Origin of the sequence: Edaphosphingomonas haloaromaticamans (assembly GCF_001853345.1) — a bacterium.
GTDB lineage: Bacteria > Pseudomonadota > Alphaproteobacteria > Sphingomonadales > Sphingomonadaceae > Sphingomonas_E > Sphingomonas_E fennica.
In genome coordinates this window covers 3,884,190-3,903,715 of sequence record NZ_MIPT01000001.1, presented here as the reverse complement: position 1 = coordinate 3,903,715, position 19,526 = coordinate 3,884,190, and the positions used below count along the sequence as shown (strand labels likewise).

Annotated in this window: 19 protein-coding genes and 1 other annotated feature; of the genes, 7 read left to right on the top strand and 12 right to left on the bottom strand. The window is 62.9% G+C overall.

All coding sequences use genetic code 11. The annotated features are described in order from the left end of the window. Window positions 1–207: 207 nt before the first annotated feature. From BHE75_RS18125 to BHE75_RS18115, 3 genes are all read left to right on the top strand, one after another. The gene (locus tag BHE75_RS18125) at window positions 208–1,032 is read left to right on the top strand and encodes a universal stress protein (protein ID WP_070934701.1); all 825 of its coding nucleotides are present in this window, start codon (window positions 208–210) and stop codon (window positions 1,030–1,032) included. Between the two features lie 161 nt (window positions 1,033–1,193). After that, window positions 1,194–2,480: an NfeD family protein gene (locus tag BHE75_RS18120; RefSeq protein WP_254684493.1), complete on the top strand. Its 1,287-nt coding sequence runs from the start codon at window positions 1,194–1,196 to the stop codon at window positions 2,478–2,480. Window position 2,481: 1 nt separating this feature from the next. Beyond that, window positions 2,482–3,267: a slipin family protein gene (locus BHE75_RS18115; protein WP_070934699.1), complete on the top strand. Its 786-nt coding sequence runs from the start codon at window positions 2,482–2,484 to the stop codon at window positions 3,265–3,267. 74 nt (window positions 3,268–3,341) lie between these two features. Here the strand turns inward: BHE75_RS18115 and BHE75_RS18110 are convergent, their stop codons facing one another. After that, window positions 3,342–4,196: a hypothetical protein gene (locus BHE75_RS18110; protein WP_139181768.1), complete on the bottom strand. Its 855-nt coding sequence runs from the start codon at window positions 4,194–4,196 to the stop codon at window positions 3,342–3,344. Window positions 4,197–4,351: 155 nt separating this feature from the next. On the opposite strand from BHE75_RS18110, the gene BHE75_RS18105 reads away from it, so the two are divergent. After that, a complete protein-coding gene (locus tag BHE75_RS18105; RefSeq protein WP_070934697.1) occupies window positions 4,352–5,671 on the top strand; it encodes an SLC13 family permease in 1,320 nt (439 codons plus the stop codon). Window positions 5,672–5,942: 271 nt separating this feature from the next. Here BHE75_RS18105 and BHE75_RS18100 read toward each other — a convergent pair whose 3' ends face one another. From BHE75_RS18100 to BHE75_RS18070, 7 genes are all read right to left on the bottom strand, one after another. Continuing rightward, a complete protein-coding gene (locus BHE75_RS18100; RefSeq protein ID WP_070934696.1) occupies window positions 5,943–7,433 on the bottom strand; it encodes a SulP family inorganic anion transporter in 1,491 nt (496 codons plus the stop codon). A 67-nt stretch (window positions 7,434–7,500) separates the two neighbouring features. Next, window positions 7,501–7,556, bottom strand: a sequence feature (sul1 is cis-regulatory element that is thought to sense ions involved in sulfur or methionine metabolism; They are found in Alphaproteobacteria). A gap of 360 nt (window positions 7,557–7,916) precedes the next feature. Beyond that, a complete protein-coding gene (locus BHE75_RS18095; protein ID WP_070934695.1) occupies window positions 7,917–8,192 on the bottom strand; it encodes an HU family DNA-binding protein in 276 nt (91 codons plus the stop codon). Between the two features lie 43 nt (window positions 8,193–8,235). Beyond that, window positions 8,236–9,150 (bottom strand): HEPN domain-containing protein, encoded by a 915-nt coding sequence (locus BHE75_RS18090; RefSeq protein ID WP_070934694.1) that lies wholly within the window; start codon window positions 9,148–9,150, stop codon window positions 8,236–8,238. Window positions 9,151–9,169: 19 nt separating this feature from the next. Next, window positions 9,170–9,622 (bottom strand): type II toxin-antitoxin system VapC family toxin, encoded by a 453-nt coding sequence (locus BHE75_RS18085; RefSeq protein WP_070934693.1) that lies wholly within the window; start codon window positions 9,620–9,622, stop codon window positions 9,170–9,172. Continuing rightward, window positions 9,619–9,915 (bottom strand): type II toxin-antitoxin system Phd/YefM family antitoxin, encoded by a 297-nt coding sequence (locus BHE75_RS18080; protein ID WP_070934692.1) that lies wholly within the window; start codon window positions 9,913–9,915, stop codon window positions 9,619–9,621. Before BHE75_RS18080 ends, BHE75_RS18085 begins: the two co-directional genes overlap by 4 nt. 95 nt (window positions 9,916–10,010) lie before the next feature. Continuing rightward, on the bottom strand, window positions 10,011–10,571 hold the full coding sequence (locus BHE75_RS18075) for an RES family NAD+ phosphorylase (protein ID WP_070934691.1): 561 nt from the start codon (window positions 10,569–10,571) through the stop codon (window positions 10,011–10,013). Between the two features lie 6 nt (window positions 10,572–10,577). Then, a complete protein-coding gene (locus tag BHE75_RS18070; protein WP_070934690.1) occupies window positions 10,578–11,213 on the bottom strand; it encodes a hypothetical protein in 636 nt (211 codons plus the stop codon). A gap of 116 nt (window positions 11,214–11,329) precedes the next feature. On the opposite strand from BHE75_RS18070, the gene BHE75_RS18065 reads away from it, so the two are divergent. Next, window positions 11,330–11,803 (top strand): hypothetical protein, encoded by a 474-nt coding sequence (locus tag BHE75_RS18065; RefSeq protein WP_070936074.1) that lies wholly within the window; start codon window positions 11,330–11,332, stop codon window positions 11,801–11,803. On the opposite strand, the gene BHE75_RS18060 is transcribed toward BHE75_RS18065, so the two are convergent. Genes BHE75_RS18060 through BHE75_RS18045 form a run of 4 tightly spaced genes read right to left on the bottom strand, consistent with a single transcriptional unit; the run spans window position 11,800 to window position 18,551 of the window. Continuing rightward, window positions 11,800–15,567: a conjugal transfer protein TraG N-terminal domain-containing protein gene (locus tag BHE75_RS18060; protein WP_070936072.1), complete on the bottom strand. Its 3,768-nt coding sequence runs from the start codon at window positions 15,565–15,567 to the stop codon at window positions 11,800–11,802. The two genes, BHE75_RS18065 and BHE75_RS18060, sit on opposite strands and share 4 nt — an antisense overlap. Window positions 15,568–15,577: 10 nt before the next feature. After that, window positions 15,578–17,002: a conjugal transfer protein TraH gene (locus BHE75_RS18055; protein ID WP_070934689.1), complete on the bottom strand. Its 1,425-nt coding sequence runs from the start codon at window positions 17,000–17,002 to the stop codon at window positions 15,578–15,580. 53 nt (window positions 17,003–17,055) lie between these two features. After that, a complete protein-coding gene (locus BHE75_RS18050) occupies window positions 17,056–17,631 on the bottom strand; it encodes a hypothetical protein (protein WP_070934688.1) in 576 nt (191 codons plus the stop codon). Next, on the bottom strand, window positions 17,631–18,551 hold the full coding sequence (locus BHE75_RS18045; RefSeq protein ID WP_084653303.1) for a conjugal transfer protein TraF: 921 nt from the start codon (window positions 18,549–18,551) through the stop codon (window positions 17,631–17,633). The genes BHE75_RS18050 and BHE75_RS18045 overlap by 1 nt, the downstream gene beginning before the upstream one ends. 42 nt (window positions 18,552–18,593) lie before the next feature. Here BHE75_RS18045 and BHE75_RS18040 point away from each other — a divergent pair, with 42 nt between their 5' ends. Both BHE75_RS18040 and BHE75_RS18035 read left to right on the top strand, forming a co-directional pair. Continuing rightward, window positions 18,594–18,896, top strand: a complete 303-nt coding sequence (locus BHE75_RS18040) for a DUF1778 domain-containing protein (protein WP_070934687.1) — start codon at window positions 18,594–18,596, stop codon at window positions 18,894–18,896. A 21-nt stretch (window positions 18,897–18,917) separates the two neighbouring features. Beyond that, on the top strand, window positions 18,918–19,433 hold the full coding sequence (locus tag BHE75_RS18035; RefSeq protein ID WP_070934686.1) for a GNAT family N-acetyltransferase: 516 nt from the start codon (window positions 18,918–18,920) through the stop codon (window positions 19,431–19,433). Window positions 19,434–19,526 lie beyond the last annotated feature (93 nt).

The window sequence follows — 19,526 nt, the reverse complement described above, 5'->3', positions numbered from 1 at the left end:
AGCAGGTCTTCTCGATAGACGTAAGATCGCTCGGTCCTGACGGCTTCATTCGAACCATGTACGGCGTCGTCCGGGCTGAGTTGTCGGTCTGGGCCGGCCCCGAAAACTGGGCGGCACAAGTAGATCGGCAGGAATGTCGGAACCCGACCTGTCAATGACAGGACTGGTTCCTTGATGTTATGGGGACAAGGAGAGGCGCGTCCGCCCATGCCAATGAAAATTGAATCCATTCTCGTGGCGAGCGATTTGAGCGCCCGCTGCGATCGCCCGGTGGACAGGGCAATCGCGCTGAGTCGGAATTGGCAGGCGCACCTGAGCGTGCTGCACGTCCTGGACTCCGATAAGGTGTCCGATGACGAAGCCGACGTGCGCCGTCGGATCTTGGCTACGCTGCCGGAGGGCGAGGCAGAACCGGAGATATTGCTCTTTGCGGGCTCTGCTCCGGAGACGATCGTGCGGACAGCGCAGGAACGTGGCAGCGACCTGATCGTCACCGGCGTCGCACGATATAACAGTGTTGGCGACTACGTCCTTGGCACTGCCGTCGACCACGTCATCCGGAATGCGGGCGTTCCGGTCCTGGTGGTCAAGCAGCGGCCCCACGGTCAATACAAGACATTGTTGGTGGCGACGGATCTTTCTCAATGCTCTCGAGCGGCACTCGTGAAAGCCGCAAAGCTGTTCCCCGATGCCGCCCTGCATCTCGTGCATGCCTATCATGTGCCGTATGAGGGATGGCTGACGTCCGATGATGTCAGCGAATATGTTCGCGCGGAAGCGCAAGGCGAACTTGATGCCTTTCTCCAAGAGCCGGCAGTGCCAGAAACACTACGCGCCCGCACGGCGGCAAAGCTGGGATATGGCGAGACCGGGCAGGTTGTGGCGCAGGCGCTGCGTGAGACTGGCGCCGATCTGATCATACTGGGTACCCACGGCCGGAGCGGCTTTGCCCACGCGACGATCGGCAGCACTGCCGAATCCCTGCTGTCCTGGGTACCCGTGGATACACTGATGGTCCGGGAACAGACTTGAAGCATTGCTGAAGAGGAGCACCGATGGCCAGGACAGGAGAGAGAATGCTTCGGCCCGCTGGTGTCCTGGCGCTCCTGGCCTTGCTGGTGGGTGCGATGCTGGCTTGGCCCTCGGCCGGTGCGCCAAGCGGCCGGAGCGCGCCGGTGCTCCATATCGATGGCGTGATCGGCCCCGCGACGGCGGACTATGTGACACGAGGCCTCACCCGGGCCGCCGAGGATCGCGCCCCGTTCGTTGTCATCGAGATGAATACGCCTGGGGGACTCGACGCCTCGATGCGCAAGATCATTCAGGCGATCCTGCGCTCGCCGGCGCCGGTGGTCGCCTATGTGAGCCCCAGCGGGGGCCGGGCGGCAAGCGCCGGCGCCTTCATCCTCTACGCCAGCCACATCGCGGCGATGGCGCCTGGCACCAACGTCGGCGCCGCCACGCCCGTCCAGCTGGGCGGAAGCGGCAGCCCGTTCGCCTCGCCGCCTGACAAGACCGATCCGGACAAGCGATCGAGCACCCCGCCATCGGGCCGAGCCAGCGAGGCAAAGGCCGTCAACGACGCCATCGCCTATATCCGGTCATTGGCCGAACTGAGAGGGCGCAACGTCGACTGGGCCGAAGCCGCGGTCCGAAATGCCGCGAGCCTTTCCGCTCAGGCGGCGCTCGAGCAGAAAGTTATCGACGTCATCGCGCGAGACCGGACCGAACTGCTGGCTCAGGTCAATGGCCGTTCGGTCACGGCCGGCGGCGTCGCGATCACCATCGCCACGCACGATCTGACGCTTGTCGATCTCGACCCCAACTGGCGCACGAGGCTGCTGGCGGCCATCACCGACCCCAACATCGCGCTCATCCTGATGATGGTCGGCATCTATGGCCTGCTGTTCGAGTTCATGAATCCGGGCGCCCTGTACCCCGGCACGATCGGCGCGATCTGCCTATTGACCGGACTCTACGCCCTCACCGCATTGCCGGTGAACTATGCTGGCGTCGGGCTGATCCTGCTCGGGCTTGGACTCATGACGGCCGAAGCGTTCGCGCCATCCTTCGGCATCTTGGGAATAGGAGGAACCGTGGCGTTCGTCCTGGGCGCGGCGATCATGATCGACACCGATATCCCCCAGTTCCAGATAAGCTGGCCAGTCGTTGGTATCGTGGCCCTTGCAAGCCTGGGACTGACCATCGTCTTCATGCGCCTCGCGCTCAAGGCCCATCGGCGAAAGGTCGTCACCGGCCGCGAGGAATTGGTCGGATCGACCGGCACCGTTCTCGACTGGAAGGATGGCAAAGGCCATATCTTCGTCCACAGCGAGCGTTGGCAGGCGCAGGGAGTTGGGACAATGAATGCCGGCGCGACCGTCCGCGTCACGGCCTTGAAGGGGCTGGTGCTGCGCATCGAGCCCTACGAACATGCAGGGCTCGATGAAAGCGCTGCTCCTCACCTCAAGGAGACCTGAAATGGAAACGCTCGGCAGCTTTGCCTTTTACATTCCCGCGGTCATTGTCCTGCTTGCGCTGTTTGCCGCAACCATCAGGATATTGCGGGAATATGAGCGCGGCGTGGTGTTCACGCTCGGCCGTTTCACCGGCGTCAAAGGCCCGGGGCTCATCCTGCTCATTCCCTATGTGCAGCAGATGGTTCGCATGGACCTCCGGACCGTCGTCCTTGATGTCCCTACGCAGGACGTCATCTCGCGTGACAATGTGTCGGTGAAGGTCAACGCTGTCATCTATTTCCGAGTGATGGATCCCGAGCGCGCGACGATCCAGGTCGAGAACTTCATGCAGGCGACGAGCGAACTGGCCCAGACCACATTGCGCTCGGTGCTCGGCAAGCACGAGCTCGACGAGATGCTCGCCGAGCGGGACAAGCTCAACATCGATATCCAGGAAATACTTGACGCGCAAACGGATGCCTGGGGCATCAAGGTCGCCAACGTCGAGATCAAGCATGTCGACATCGACGAATCGATGGTGCGCGCCATCGCGCGCCAGGCCGAAGCCGAACGCGAGCGTCGCGCCAAGGTGATCAACGCCGAGGGGGAGCAGCAGGCGGCGGCCAAGCTGCTCGAGGCAGCCGAAATCCTGGGCCAGCGGCCAGAGGCGATGCAACTGCGCTACCTGTCGACCCTCAATGTCATAGCCGGTGAACGCAGCTCGACGATCGTGTTCCCGTTCCCGATGGACCTCAAGGACTTCTTCGGCGTGGTGCCGCGTGCTCGCGAAACGGCATCACCGGACTAAGGCTGCCCGATCGCGCGCTTGCGGGCAATCGAGAAGACAGCGCGCAGCCGGGCGTCGGTCCGTCTCTTTCCGCGTCAGCGCCACTCGGTGAGGGTTTTGGCCTGCGCGTCCTCGAAGGCCACTTGCGTGAACTCGACATTGATCACGCATATCGGCCGTTCGGCGGGCACCTCATTGCGGCAATGGATCGGCTGGCCGTCGGCGAAGGCGACGATGCGGCCGTTGATCCGCAGGCGGAAATCACCCGGCACGGCTTCGGCCTCCTGCCGTATCGTGAACGCATAGGGCCGCTTGCCCCGCCTCAGATTTCTCGGCGTCTCCGGCCGGAAAAACTGCGCCAATGCCACGGTCTGGCGGACAGAAGCCTCGGTTGTGTCGGAAGAGGCGCCCGCATCGCCCCCAACAGGACAAGCTTCCGATACTGTCCACGGTCGCCGTATCCAGAAACCCTCGACGGCTTCGAATGCAGTGTCTCCGGCAAGCTGATGCACCCAATTCCCGGTGTCCCAGCGTTCGGGATGCACGATCAGCTTCAGGGCCTTGGTCCCCGGATTATAGGTCCACCCGGCCCAGATATTTCCCGCTTCGGGAAGCGGCCCATCACAGCCAAATGGCAGGCGCAGCGTGAAGGCGCGGCCAGCCAGCTCCGCATTCTCCGCAGGGAGCGGACCGCCAGAGGCCGTTGCGTCCGCAGCGGCGGCAACGGCCGCAAGCAGGCTAGCCCGATCGATCGGCCCGGTGCTGACCGGTGGCTCGGTCGTGTGCGTGGTCTCGACCCTGGCCGGCGGGGCGGTCACCTGCTGCGCGGGAGCGGCGGGGGGCACGCTTCGCTGGCCGATATAGAAGCCTGCCATCGCCGCGACGACAATGCCCACCATTCCGGCCGCTACCCAGACAAGTCTCCACTTTCGATTGGCGTCGCGTTCCATCGCGCCACCCTAGCAGAGACGCCCTTTAGATGAACCCCAGCACGGTCGAGGACGTAATCTCCCCTGTGTCGGGCCTGTGTGGCCGCAAATCGAGGTGGNCGCAAATCGAGGTCGGTAGTCTGCGGGCCGGGGACGAATATGCTAGGCAGGTCTCCATGACCCTCGACCAGATCATCACATTGCTTGTCCTCGTTGGCGTCATCGCCGCGCTTGTCTTCGACAAGGCGCGCGCCGATGTGGTCGCGCTCGCGGGGGCGGCGCTGCTTCTCATCTCCGGCGCGGTGCGACCCAGCGAGGTCCAGGGCGCGTTCGGAAGTCCCGCCATCGTGACGCTGGCGTCGCTGTTCGTGATCGCGCACGCGATGGAGCTTTCCGGCCTGCTCGATCTGCTGATCCGCAAGGCGGTGGCGCTGTGCCGGCGCATCGGTTCGGCGGGGCTGTGGATCCTCATCGGCCTGTGCGGCGCGGCGTCGGGCTTCCTCAACAACACCCCGATCGTCGTGCTGGCGGCTCCCGTGGTCCGGGACGTAGCGATGTCGCTCCAATTGTCGCCGAGGCGCTATCTCATGCCCTTGTCCTATGTGGCGGTACTCGGCGGCACCTGCACGCTCATCGGCACCTCGACCAATCTTCTCGTCGACGACATGGCCCGCTCGTCGGGGCAGCCCGCCTTTGGCCTGTTCGAGATCACCCCGGTCGGACTCGCCGTCGCCATCGCTGGCGGGCTCTATCTCCTGCTGTTTTCTGGTCGCCTATTGAATAGGATGCCTGATCAGCCGGGCGCCCCGCGCGCTTTCGACGAACATCATCCCGTTTCGCACGTGGACCTTGCGGGCGATGCGATCGGCGACGTGCAGGATTTCGCCGAGCACAGGCCATTGTCACCGGGCAGGGCCGCGGTCGCGACGACTGTCTTCGTCGCCGTCATTGTGATCGCGGCGCTCGATTTCGCGCCGATCGCCGCATCCGCCTTCGCCGGTGCGGTGCTGCTAATTCTGCTCCGGGTGATCAGTCCCGATGAGGCCTATGGCGGGCTTCGTCCGCATATATTGCTCCTCATTGCCGGCATGGTCGTCATCGGCATCGCGCTCGAGCAGACCGGACTGGCGGCTGCCGCGACCGATGGACTCGTCGGATCGGTCCAGGCATTCGGCCCGCTGATGGCACTCATTCTTCTCTATGGCGCGACGCTTCTGCTGACCGAACTTCTGTCGAACGCTACCGTCGCGGTCCTGGTCACGCCGATCGCGGTCGCGCTTGCCGAAAGCCTGAGCGTGAGTCCGCGGCCCTTTCTCGTCGCGATCATGATGGCCGGCAGCGCCGCTTTCGCGACCCCGTTCGGATACCAGACGAACGTCCTCGTCTACCAGATGGGCGGCTACCGCTATCTTGATTTCGTAAGGATTGGTCTGCCGCTAAACCTGCTGACCTGGGTGGTCGCAATCATCGCAATCCGCTGGTCCTTCCCATTCTGAGGGCGCTCGATGCCCGTAGTACCTGCTGTTGTCGCCGATGGCGCGGATTGGGTCGTTTGCACATGTCGTTAGAATAGCACGACAGGAGGTGGTTCCTCGTCTGCCACCGTCGCGGCGGACCCGACAAGGGACACACTCAAGCCTGGGCGTCGCCATTGCGGCGCTGGGCGCGAATGATACAGGCTCCCTGAGAAGCAATCCGGTCAATATGAAGCCCGGAAACTGAGGGTCGAGGGGGCTTGAGATGGGCGTGACGTCCCGCTTGTTGTTGTCAATGCGGCACTGCTCCCATTTCCACACCCGTCTTGTCATGCAGGGCGAACCGGTCGATGATGTCCGCGCTGGCGCGATTATAGCCGACCACATCCACCGCGCACCCTTCACGGCGCAAACGGGCGATAATCTTGTCCAGTGCCGCGACACCTGAGATGTCCCAGAAGTGGGCGGCGGACACATCGATGAGGACGCGAGCCGCCTGTTCTTCGGTCTGGAAGGCACGGGTGAAGCGGTCCACCGAGGCAAAGAAAATCTGGCCGGTAACCCGATAGACAAGGCCGTCCGCACTGCTCTCACGCTCGACCGACATCATGCGCTGGACCTTGCCAGCAAAGAAGATGCCCGAGAGCAATACGCCCGCCAGCACTCCGAGCGAGAGATCATGCGTCGCGACCACCACGACGACGGTCGTCACCATCACGATCGAGGATGTCGCGGGATGATGGCGCAGATTGGGAATGGAATTCCAGCTGAACGTGCCGATCGACACCATGATCATCACCGCGACCAGCGCTGGCATGGGTATGCGTCCCACGAACGATCCCAGCACGGCCAGCAGGAACAGGAGGAAAGCGCCCGCCACGAAGGTTGAGAGGCGCCCGCGCCCACCGGAAGTCACGTTGATGACCGATTGGCCGATCATGGCGCAGCCGCCCATCCCGCCGAAAAACGCCGCGACGATGTTCGCAGTACCCTGTCCGGCGCATTCCTGCTTCTTGTCGCTATCCGTGTCGGTCATGTCATCGACGATCTGCGCCGTCAGCAGGGATTCCAGCAAGCCGACGGCGGCCATGGTCAGCGAGTAGGGCAGGATGATCCGCAACGTCTCTATCGAGAGCGGCACGTTTGGCAGCGCCAGGCTCGGCAGGCCTTCCGGCAGTTTGCCCATGTCACCAACCGTGTTCACCGGCAGGCCGAGCCCGATGCTGACTGCGGAGAGCACGAGGATCGCGACCAGCGGCGAGGGTACGGCCTTGGTGATGCGTGGAAAGAGATAGATGATGGCCAGGCCTCCGGCGACCATCGCATAGGTCTCCCATGTCACCTCGGTGAGCTGGGGCAGCTGCGCCAGGAAGATAAGGATCGCCAGCGCGTTGACGAAGCCGGTGATCACCGAGCGCGAGACGAATTGCATGAGCAGGTCTAGCCGAAGCAGACCCGCCACAATCTGAATCAGGCCCATCAAGATGGTCGCGGCGAAGAGATATTCGACGCCATGATCGCGCACCAACGGTACGACCAGAACCGCCACGGCGGCGGTCGCTGCGGAGATCATCCCCGGCCGTCCGCCCACGAACGCGATGACCATCGCGATGGCCACGGAGGCATAGAGCCCGACACGCGGATCGACGCCGGCAATGATGGAGAAGCCGATGGCCTCGGGGATAAGCGCCAGTGCCACGACGACACCGGCGAGAAAATCTCGGCGCACGCCGCCACCGTCACTGAACCATTGCTGGCGATAGCGGGAGAGAAAGTCTGTCATCTAAGGAAAATTCCACAACAAGGCACATGGCGTCCGCGAGGGGCGCTGCATCTGGTTTCATGTGTGATGTTGTCCGGCGGATCGGCGGCCGGAATAGCCACCCGGATTTGCACCGGGTCCATGCGAATAAGCCCGTCATAGCTCGCGGCGGCGCAAGCGCAAGAGACCCGGATATTTTTTGAGGCTGGTCTCAATGGAGCATTTTGATTGAACGTCATCTCTCGGGTGTTTAGCGGTGGCGACCGACGAAGGAGATTGGGCACGCAGCTTACACTGCGTCGAATGAGTTCGCGGCGGCAAGCAGCATCAATTTGCGTTATCCATCAACCGATGAAGCGTCCGCAACCAATGCCGCTCCTTTCTGCCCGATTTGTCAACGATTGTTGATCTGCTGGCATAGGGGAATGACGGGAATCGGCCGCACAGATGGATTTATCGAACAGCTTTGACCGGCGACTGAAAAAATCGCCGGTCGTTTGAACATTAGCCGTTCAGCTTATCCTTGATCGCCTTGGCGGGCGCGAAGGTGAGCTTTTTCGACGCGGCGATCTGGATGGTAGCGCCCGTAGCTGGATTGCGTCCCTCCCGCGCCGGCGTGTCTTTGACCTTGAACTTGCCAAAGCCGTTGAGCGAAATTTCCTCGCCGTTCGACGCGGATTCCGCGATTGCGGCGAAGACCGTATCAACCGCCTTACGGGCATCAGCCTTTGTGATGTCGATGACCGTTGCCAGCTTTTCGGCCAAGTCGCTGTTGTTCATTCATTTCCTCCTGCAATGTTCGTCTTAATATGGGGCAAAGCGCCTATAGCTCGGCGCGCAGCTCTGCCAACCTCTTCTGGCAAAGTTCGTTGACGATCGTGCCAAGCACCTCAATGCGCTCGGCGAGGTAAGCGAAGTCCTCTTCCGTCATCTTGAAATGTTCAGAATGCTTTGCCTTGACATACGCTTCTTTAAGCTTGAGGAAACGCGCCTCGATCTTGCGCTTGTCCCGCGGCCACGCCTCAATCAGATGCGGCGACAGTCGTTCTGCCAGCTGACGCAGGAATTTGATGTTGTGAGTGTATGGCGTGTAGAAGGTATAGACGAGCAGCACGCAATAATACAGCCGTTCGCATGCCTGCTGCAGGCTATAGGCTGCGTCCTCATATTGTCCGTTGCTGTAAAAGAACTGAAATCCCATCCGCGCCGATACTGATAGTTTGAACCATTTTTCATAATATCCTAAAGCCATGTCATATGCTTGCTGCGGCGTTTTAGGATTCGGCGATTGTAACTCACTGTTGTCAACCTGATAGAGAGCGATCCCCTCCCGCGCGATGTCCATGAAGAAATAGCGGCCGTGCGCCAGCCCATCGTTTACCTCCTGGAGGGTGTGAACGATGAAATTGACTGGGGTGCGCAGCCGATTGAGTATCATGGTCTCCCGGTCGAGACGCTCTGCTGCCTTCTCCCAATATTGGATCCAGTCAGTCAGTTCCTTCTGGTTGACGATGATGAGCAGGTCGAAATCCGATCGATAGCCTCTCGCGGTATGCGGCTCGTGCACCCAGCGGCCTGTCGCATAGGAGCCGTAGAGGATGATCTTGAGGATGCGGCCGAGCTTGCGAGAACCTGTCGGTTCGCCATGGGCATCTTCGAACTCCTCAAAGAGGATCTGAATGACCCGATCGAGTTCGCGTCGCTTGTTTGCCGGAAGGTGATCGAGTTCGGTTTTCATCGTCCCATTGTCATTCGGGTCAGGTGAGAGGGAAACGGGCTGGCTCGTCTTCCCATGGATTGAAGATCACGGCGCCGCTATGCCGTGTATCCTTGATGTTTCGCGTCACAAGGAAGAGGCCATGCTCGATCGCTGTTGCCGCGAGCAGCGTGTCAATTACCGGCGGGGACTGCCCGATCCGCCGCTTTACCTCACCCGAAATTGCGCCCCAGCGATAGACGATGGCGTCATCGACGGAGAGGAGCCGATCGCTGAAGCGTTCGGCCAGCGCGTCGCGGGCCGCGATATAGCGCGAACGATCGGGATGGTCTGGCTCGAGATTGTAGATGCCTTTATCGTATTCCGCGAGCGCCAGGACGCTCAAGAACATCCGGTGCTCGGGTTGCGCCGTCGCCCATGCCTTGACGCTCGGCGCACCGTTCGGGTTCGCTAACGCAGATACGATATGGGTGTCCAGCAGCCAGCCTTTCACAAAGCCACGTCCCGCCCGCGGTCGATCTCGCGCTCAAGGTTGAGGCCATCGAGCCCGAGGCTCTCGAGGAACGGAACGAACGCAGGCTTGCCCGCATCCTTGGGCAGCAGCCGGTCCAGTTCATCAACGCTCATCACCACCACGGCCTCCCGGCCGCGGACAGTGACGCGCTGCGGTCCCTCGCTCTGGGCGCGCCTGACGACCTCGCTGAACCGGGCCTTGGCATCCTCGAGTTTCCAGGTGCCATCCCGACCGGACTTGTCGCGTTCGCCTTTGCGAATGGCTGTGCCCATGGTGCATTCTCCTGACTAGCTAGTCAGACATAGCTGGTCAGACCTGGGTCTGCAAGCGGGTCGAGGGGCTTTGGATGGATTGCCAGCGGTCCGCGTCAGGGCTCGACATAAGTTTTTCCAAAATGGCCAGCGAGCGAAGCTGCCTCGGCAGGGCCAATTACCAAATCGCGCCTGGACCCCAGCTCGATCGCTTCGGCCGCCCGGTCGAAGATCGCCACGCAGCGCTGATTGTCGAAACGCGACGTGTAAAGGATGCCGTCCGCCGACGTGGTCTCATGAATGACCCGGCTTACCTCCCTCGTCTTCGCGTAAACATCGCCGTGAAGGTCCGTAAACGAGAGCCCGTGCGCCGAGACGCCCGCGTCCAGGAGCGGGTAAAGTCTCAGTGTCCGTGTGGCCACCAACTCGCTACGCAGGCGACTTTGCACTGCGGTGGAGGTGATATGGGGAATCGCCGGCAAGCGGACCAGGGTTTCGCCGAACGCGGTTTCGAGCGATCGTGCGGCATACAGAACCTTGTAGCTTCCATCGGGCGCATCGAACCGCGCGACCGGCGTGCCATCGAGCGGGCCGAAAAAGATCGCATTGTGACCGATGCGATGGATTCTATGAAGACGTGCGCCGACGTTGATCCGACGCAATAGCGTAGCCGCCATGTTGGGTCAGGACGTCCAAGCTGTCGCGAGGGCGACCAACTGGCTAACCGTCTCCTGATCGGGTTTGCGTCGCAAGATTTCGAGCGCGGTTTCCGGCTCGCCGCCAAATCCCTCGAGCGGGGTCGTCAGCAGCATCAGCTGTTCCCAGGGGTTGGTGTCGTCAAACGCCTCGAGCACCCGCTTGAGATGCGGGACCGTCTCGCCATTGACGAACTGTGCGGCCGGGAACCGATTTTCGGAACCATAGGGCACGCCAAGGATCTGACGCCGCTGCCTCTGCTTTTCGATCGCCGCGACGGAGACGCCGAGCATTTCCGCGACATGACCGCGATCGAACATCCCGCCGGCGCGCTTTGCCATGTCCTCGCGAAATTGGCCGGTCCGCTCGCGCGCCGCTTTAAGAGCTTCCAGATCGGCCGGTGCTTCCGGCGCGATGTCTCGCGGTGCGACGACCAGGGCATGGCGCAAATCATGGGAACCCACGATATCTGCCAACGTATCGTCGCTTGCGGACTCCACCGCTTTGGCGATGGCAAGCGTGAGCTTCTCCAAGGCCTTCCGGCGGAGCGTGTCGATTCCGGAAACGACCCGACGAGTGGTCGGTCGCCGATCCGATTTGACGATGGAGGCGTTGCTGGCCATGTCTGTCCTTCCTGTCCCAACAATAGGGAGTTTGACAGTAAAGACAAGGCTTCTCCGTCATTTTCTGATGACGGTTGATGCCGAAGATGCTAAGGGAAAACCGAAAGGATTTCCCGATGGGTACTACCATCGACAAACATCAAGCGGAAAGCGCCGCTGACCAGCCGAAGCTGTCGAAGTGGTTCTGGCAGCCCTGGTATGCCAAGCTTTGGTGGTCCGCCATTCCCGTCTGGTGGCTGGGGATGGCGACGACGGCGCGCGTTGACGTTCTCGCCGCATTCTATGGCGGCGCACTTGCGGGCTATCTGAACGTCCTGTTTTTCCCGATGACGGCGCTCATGGTGCTGGGTGTCGGCTATGTCCGGGAGCGTCTGGACGGATTCGTGGGTCCAGGCGATGGAACGCCGCTGTCCGATGAAGAGGCATCGGACGCCGCAAGGCGCATTTGGGAAGACCATGACCGGGCGGTGAAAAACTCCCGGGCTGGGTTTGACATGTTGGACCCGCGGTCGGGATTGCTCTGGATCGGCAATCCGGCGAACCCTAACAACCCGGGGTACATTGACCCGCATACAGGCAAGCACCGCTAGCGCTTCTTGAAGCTGCTATCGCCGTCGCCAAGGCTGCCTTTGATGTCAGTAGAAAAGCTTCCTCTGGAGAGGACGGAGTTTTGTTCCACTGACGTCAGTGGCCCGGTGATGTCGAAAGTGGCGCGACCATCATCTGCGTTCTGGAGGTAGCGATTGCGCATGCCTTCGCTACCGAGGATGCGGTTCGACAGCTCCCGGGAAAAAGTCGCTTCGGGATTGCTGGAGCGGGCCGCAGCTCGTTCAGCGGCAGCAATGGAATCACGCACATCATAGTTGACGACGTCCATGGTGGACTGCGCGGTCTCGCTCGTAACCCCCTGATCCGTGCTTCGGAAGCCAACGTCACCACCGAACCGACCAACTGTGGTCTTCCCTTTACTGACAGTTTGGGTGGTTCCTCGTTGCCGTCCCTTGCCGCCCGACGATGAGCCAGTACTCGTGCCTTCGCTATCTGATGTAGATACCGTTCCCCCAGCTTCGATACCGACTGTGGTTCCCATCGTTGTCTGATCCTGGGCCGATCGTGACAGCGTTCTCTGCCATCCGGTCTGGGCCATGATCGCCTGCACATCGCGCTGGAGTGTATCGGCGACCTGCGGCTTCAGGCGCCATTCGCCCTTACGGTCCATCTCGAATCCGCCGCGCAGCCAGTTGGCGAGCATGGCCTGGCCTTCGGCGCCGCCGCCCATGAAGTGCTCGATCGTATCCGGACCCGCCTGCTTGCCGGCTTCGAACCGCGTGCTGGTATCGCTGCGCGCCGATCGGCTGAAATCCGTTCCGCTGGAGACGAGGAGGTCGTTGTGCGCGAAACTGAAGCGCGCATGCCCGCCATTGGCGATCGCGCCGAGCTGGCTTTCGTTGATGAGGCCAGCCTTCCACATGGTAGCCGCCGTATCGGGAGAAAGGTTGAGGCTGAGATCGCCATTCTGGTCCATCGCGATTTGCCGCTTCGACAGCTTGATGCCGTTTTCGGCGAGCAGCCCTTGCATCCGCGTCAGCCGCTCCTTGTCGACGATCGAGGTCAGGCGCTCGTTGCGCGCACGATCGGCGATGCCGGCCGCACCGCCTTCGGCCATATCGACCTGGTTGCCTGCCGTCCGGCTCAGCGCCTGGATGAAGCTGTCGAGCCGCGCCGCCTCGCGTGTCGAGACGCCTGCCGCGGCAGCACCCTCGGCATAACCGAAATTCTCCGACTGCCGCCGCTGCTCGCCGATGCGCGCCGCAGCGCGCGTGCCGCTGGTTCCAACCTCGCGCTGCGCGTCGAGCCTGCCCGAACGCTCGGCGAAGTCATAGCCCGCAGCCTCCCGAGTGCGCCCGTAGACGCTTGTCCCCTCGCGACCCGCTTCGGCGCTCGCGCCATCGGCGGTCCCGACCTGCACAGCGGCATTGTAGCGCTCGAGCGCTGCCACGACCTGCGCCTCATTCCTGCCCGTGGCGCGAGAGAGCTGGGTGATGGCGGTGCTGCGGGCTTCGCCCGAAAGCGCGTTGATGAAGCCGACACGGCGGGACGTTTCGTCGACGGAGAGACCGAGCATCGAGGCCGCCTCGCGCTGCCCTTGATTGCTGCCGCTGCGCCAGCCCTGCTCGGTCGCGACATTGGCGCGCTCGACACCGGCGACGTTATCGCCGGCATAGTCCCGGCGTCCTTCCATCGCACCGACCTGGATCTGCGCCGACGTGAGGTCGTTTCTCAGCATCTGCTCCTGGTCGAAGGTGTTGGCGATCAGCTTGGCGAATGTCGGATCGGCCTGGGCCTCGCCGATCACGCCCGACGCCTTGAGCTGCGCATCGCTCGTCGAGTAGCCGGCCCGCTCGTAATGCCGCGTCACCGCCTGCATCATCATGCCGTAAGCCCTCTGATCGCCAAAGGCGCGCCATTGCACGAGGTTTTGGCTGAAGGCGGCGAACGCCTTCTCACCGGCTTCACCTTCCCCAAAATAGCCCGTGCCGAGGCTTCGCAGGGCATCCTTCTCGGCGAACTGATGGATCGCCGTGGTGGCGGCATTGGCTTGCACGGCGCGCGCCACTGCCGGATCTGTCACGTCCCGGCCACCCAGAGCCGGGGCAAGGCTTCCCAGCTGGCGGGAACCCTCGATGCTGCCAAGCGCCATTGCCGTCCCACCTGAGGTGCCGGGGCGCTCGCCAAGGATACGGTCTGCCTCGCCGAAGACGCGACTGGCGCCAAAGGTCGAGCGTTCTCCGAAGTCACCGAAGCTCGATGCCACAGCCGCGCGCGAGCGGGTGCCCAACGCAGAAGCCTGCGCTTCGAGTGCCGAGGCTTGGCCTTCGGCCGTGCCCATCGGCGCGGCAGCAGCCGTGCCCTGGCTCGCCACACCGAGCGAACCCGATGTGAAGGCCGTGAACACATTGCCGCTGAAGCGGAACACGGTAAAGACGAACGCGCCGGCAAGGCCGGCGGCGGCCGTGCGAAAGCTCCCGAAGATCGCCAGCGCTTTCATCGCGGACGAAGGCGCGAGCAGCCAGGCGTTGGCCGCGAGCGCGTTCGAGCGCAGCTCCGCGAGCGTTGCCGTCGCGCGACCAAGGGTGAGCTGATAGATGCCGGCGTCGATAACGCCCCAGAGGGCGACGAAGACGAACATACCGAGCGCAAAGCTCGCGACCCGCAGATTGATCGGCGTCAGGATGAACAGGAGCGCGATCGGGATCATGAACAGCATGATGCCGAACACGGTGGCGCGGATCGTCGGCATCCATTCGTTCGCGACCGACATCGTGGCAAGGCCGTTGGAAATGACTGCGCGATTGGCCATGACCCGCGCCGCGCTTGCCGGTGAATCCTCGAACAGCACGTCGCCCACCGTGTTGCCAAGGAGGATGTGCGTCAGGAACGCCTGTGCGCTCAGCGGCCGCCCCAGCATCATCTGGCCCATTTCGCCGAGCTGCTGCCGGCAGCGCGTCATCTGCTGGGCATTGCCGGTGTCGTATCCCGTCCGCGCACAGATCTGTGTGGTGTAGCCGTCGAACAGGACCGGGTCCGAGAGGCGATCCGAGATATGCGTCCACGCGTCCGTGCAACTGACCGTCGTGCCGCCCTTGTCGGCCTCGGCATAGACAGTCGAGAAGGTAGCGGGCCCGGCCATCGCTGCGAAGGAGGCGGGCAGGTCGGTCGAAGTCCGGAAGAGCTGGTCATCATCGACGCCATAGGCGGCCGACACTCGTGCGACGGGATAGCATTGGCGCACATAGTCCTTGATCGTCGCGTCGAGGAAGACATCCGTCATTGGGCCGCGTGGAGAGACGGCGTTGAGAAACAGATCAAAGCTGTGCCCGCCGGCGCCGAACTCGATCTTGGCATTGGGATCGAGGGTGTTGTCGTCGATCGTCTCGACCATCGCGCGCTCGATCATGTTGGTCGCGCCGGCGACGAGCACGAGGAGATTGGGGACACCGCCGACCGGCTGATAGGCGTTGCGCACCCGGTCGTAGACATGGACAGTCCCCGTCGTGGCGATGAGCCCGACGAACAGACCTACACCGATGAGAATCTGGAAGCCGAAAGCGACCAGACCCATTCCAGTGCCGCGCACGCTGGCGATGATCGCGCCGAGGCCGATCCCGACCGTCGCAACGATCATCACCAGCGTCTCGTAGCGCGGATCGCCGAAGATCATCGAGACGAGACGGAAGGCGTCGACCGTCTCGGCAAAGCCGTCATAGGTGTGGAAGCTCGTGTCGACCGCAAAAGCGGGCGAAGCGAGAAGGAGGGCGGGAAGGGCGGCAAGTAGCCTCGGAAGCCGACGCATCTGGACGATCCTATTGGTTGCGCGCTGCGGCGCCGGCAGCGTCGCGTGCATCTCGATCCCGGTCGCGCAGGAGCCCGGCATAGTTGGCGGAGAGGTTGGCCTGGTTGAGGGCCGCCATATAGCTCTGGCGCATCTGCGCGCGCTGGCGTAGCACCTCGTCTCTCAAATCCCGTAGCTGCTCGATGCCCTTGGACAGGATCCGCGTCTGACAGACATTGGCGTTGTTGCCGTCGGCCGACCCCGCCACCGTCGCTCCCCGCTCTGCATTGGTCACCGTGAAGTCGATGGTGCGAGTCAAGTCGTTGAGCATCTGGTAGGCGAGGGTGAGCGCGACCAGCTCATCTGTGTCGGCAATTACGGAGTCGATCACACCCTGGCGCACGCCCCATTCGAGCATGCGGTAGACCGGCAGCGTGCGAACATTGGCCACGAACTGCCGCTCCTCGGCCGACAGGGCTGCACGCGTGCGGATCTTGGTGGCGATCGACTGCATGCGCTCGCGCGCCAGAACGAGCGCGCCGCGGCCGCTGCCGTCCTGCACGCAATCGGCGCCGGTGGGCGGGAAATTGAGCGTACGGCGCTGGACCCGGCCAGTCAGGAAATCTTGCGCGCTTTCAGTATCCTGCGCGGGGCACTGGGGAATGGCCGTGAAGAGCGGAACACGGTCCCCATCATCCCAGCGCATGTACACGTCGCCGACCCGGGCACGCATCACGCTTGCCCAGTCGCCGGCGCCGACGCGCGAGGCTGCATGGGCGAGGAGTGAGCCGGTGCGGAAGATGTCTGTCACTTCTGCCGGACAGTTGGCGAGCGCGTCCTTCAGATCCTCGGTGGGATTGTTGTTGTTGGCCTCGATCTTCTCGCGGCTCTGCTGGTAGCTCTTGGCGAATCCTTGCTTGACCGAGCGATAGCCGGTCATCTCCTCGATGATACCCGACATATTGTCGTCGCCTTTCGCGATCTGCACCATCCGGTTGGCGAGCCGGCAATCGTTGACCTGGATCGAGTTCAGGAAGTTGGTCGCCGCCTCCATCTTCGAAATGATGTTCCCCATCTTCTCGTCGAGCGTCTCGAGCAGATACTGGAACGCGACCGCGGGAGCTGCCTGGAGAATGCTTTCGAGCTTTTGGACGAGATAGTCGGGATCGAGGAACGACATGCCGCCAAGGAACATGTCGATGCCGCCGCAGCCGGCGCGTACCTTGGGCAGGCTCACCGACATCAGATAGTCATTATGGACATCGACGCGGCCCGACATGCCGCCCGCCGTCACATAACCTCGAGTCTGGTCCTCGAAGCTGCCCGGCGAGGTGTAGGTCACATTATCGAACCAGCTCTCCGCCCAGCTCTGAGCATGGGCGGGCGCCGCGGAAACGACCGTGGCGAGGGCAAGGGCGATCAGCGAACGGACGGCGGTACGATACCAAGCGGACATGGTGGACTCCCGACGATAGGAGATGAAGAAGGAAAGACTGAGCCCGCCATCGCTCAGTGCCTTGCCTTACGGATCGCCGGCAGCCCCACGATGCCGGTGAACTTGGACATGGCCCTGACGCCGACCGCGGGCCTCACCCCGGTCAGCATCTTGGCGGCCAGATAGAGATTGCGGGCCAGATTGGGCGAATGGTCGGTGCCGATCGCCACCGGTACAACGCGCGTGTCGTTGCCGACTGGCCTCACCCAGGCGACCGGATGCCCGACCCAGGGCAGACCAAGGCGGCCGGATCGGATCATCGCTTCCTGACCGCTGATCGTGCGGACCTGCCAGCCATAGCGCGTGCTGAGAGCCGTCAGCTTGGTCCAAAGGTCGCCGCATGGAACGCAGCTGGGCGCCGTCGTCATCTCGATGACGAAGGCAGCCCCATGCCCGCGCAGGGTCGTATTGAAATCGTCGGGAAAGTCGCGCGTCATCGGAACGCGCGAGAGCCAGGCCTGCATGGTCTTCGCGTCGCCGACGGGGTGGATCGCGGCCCGCATGGCGTCGTCGCGCGTCACGGTCTGGGCCGCAGCCGAGCCCATGCTGATGACGAGACCCGGAATGCCGAGGAGAATGAGCCCGCGCATCACGGCCTCGGCTCGCTCGATGCCCCGACGAGATCGCCGCCCAGAGCCCTTGGGTCGCTCGCCGATACAGGGCCGTTGCCCAGCGCGTCGAAGAAACCCGCATCCTCGCCCGGGCCGGTCATGAACTGCTCCGGGCGGATGTCGCCGCGCAGGAGGCGCACCGCCTGATAGGCCATCTGCGCGAGGTTGGGATAAGCCTCGACGCCCGAGGCGATGATCATGCGCTGCTGGCTCCCTCGGCGGATGACCATCGTCGTCGGTGTGATCTCGACGCCGAACCGCTCCCGGACCTCGGGCCGCTTGTCGATATCCATGAGCGTGACCTGCCAGCCCATCTCTTCCTGGAAGCGCTGGATGATCGGCCACTGGACGCGGCAATAGCCGCAGGTCGAACGCGAGAACATGACGAGCGCGAATTCGCCACCATGGGCGCGCAGATAGGACCGGCGAATGGCATCCTTCTCGGCGGTCAGCTCCGAGCGGGCGTCACCGACCATCGGGTTAGCGGACTTCGAGTTGAGTTCGGGATATTGCAGCATCGCGATCTGGGTGATGCCGGCGAACGCTCGCGCCTTGCGCCGCGCGAAATCCTGCAGTCGCCAGAAATCCGCGACGGCATCGACCGTCAGCACCGTCGCGGCATAGTCGCGCTGCTGCTCGATGAGCTTGCGGATCTTTGGCGGCGCCCAGGTCGCAAGCTCCGCCATGGGCGGGATGACCGGCTTCACCAGCGCGTCCGCGTCATCCGGCTTTTCGGGGGGCGACGGCGGTGCCTGATACCACCAATAGCCTTGCTTCGACACCGCAGCGGCCGGACGTTCGCCTTGCGCATTGACCGATTGGGGAACGGCGAGGAAGGCTACCCCGGCCAAGCCCGCGACGTAAAGTCGATGATGCGGAAAGCGCGAATGTATTGACATTGTCGTGGCAAATCGCCAAATGCCTACAAGGAGTTTAGCGATATGGCACAGCAAGCCCGTTCCGACCGAAGCGCCTCTGCGCGTAAGGACGATGTCATCCAGATCAGGGCTGCAGCTGAGCTCAAGGCGATGCTCAGCCGTGCCGCTTCTCTGCGAGGCCAGAAACTGTCCGAGTTCATGCTTGCGAGCGCGCGGCGGGAAGCCGAGGCCGCCATCCTCGATCAGCGAACCTTCTTTCTGGATGCCGAGCAGCACGAGCAGTTTCTTAGCCTTCTCGATGCGCCGCCCGTGCCGTCGCCTAGCCTCGAAAAGCTGATGAAGCGCGAACCGCTCTGGAATCGATGATCGGACGCGTCGCTCGTTTCCATGTCCACGCGCCATGTTACGCCACCTGAGCGATTGAACGCCGGCCATGGTGTCGATGCGTTCCGCAATGGACGGCACGCCTCGCTCGATCTTTGGCTCAACGAACGCGCGCTCGCCAGTGAAGGCGCCTCGGCCCGCACCTACGTCGTCTGCGACGCTGACCGGACCGGTCAGGTTGTGGGTTATTACACCATCACCACCGCGATGGAGGAGCGGGCGGCGCTCCCTACGGCAAAGCTGCGAAAGGGCATGCCGGACAAGGTGCCCCTGCTTCTCATCGCAAGGCTGGCCGTCGATTCCACCCTCCAGGGGCTTGGCCTGGGGGCCGATCTGCTCGCCGACGCGCTCCGCCGCTGTGCGGCCGCCTCGGAGATCGCCGGCGTTCGCGCCGTCATCGTGCACGCGATCGACGACGACGCCGTGGGCTTTTACGAGCGGCATGGCTTCATCGCCTCGCCGCTGGGAGAGCGCGTTCTCCTGATGCCCATCGAGGCCGTTCGGGCCTTGCAAGACTGACGACGACCCGCATTGCGTACGGGCGATCACAGCCTCCTTAAGATCGCCAGAATCACTCTGCTGTCGGATATGCTCGGCGAGCGTCCTTTGATC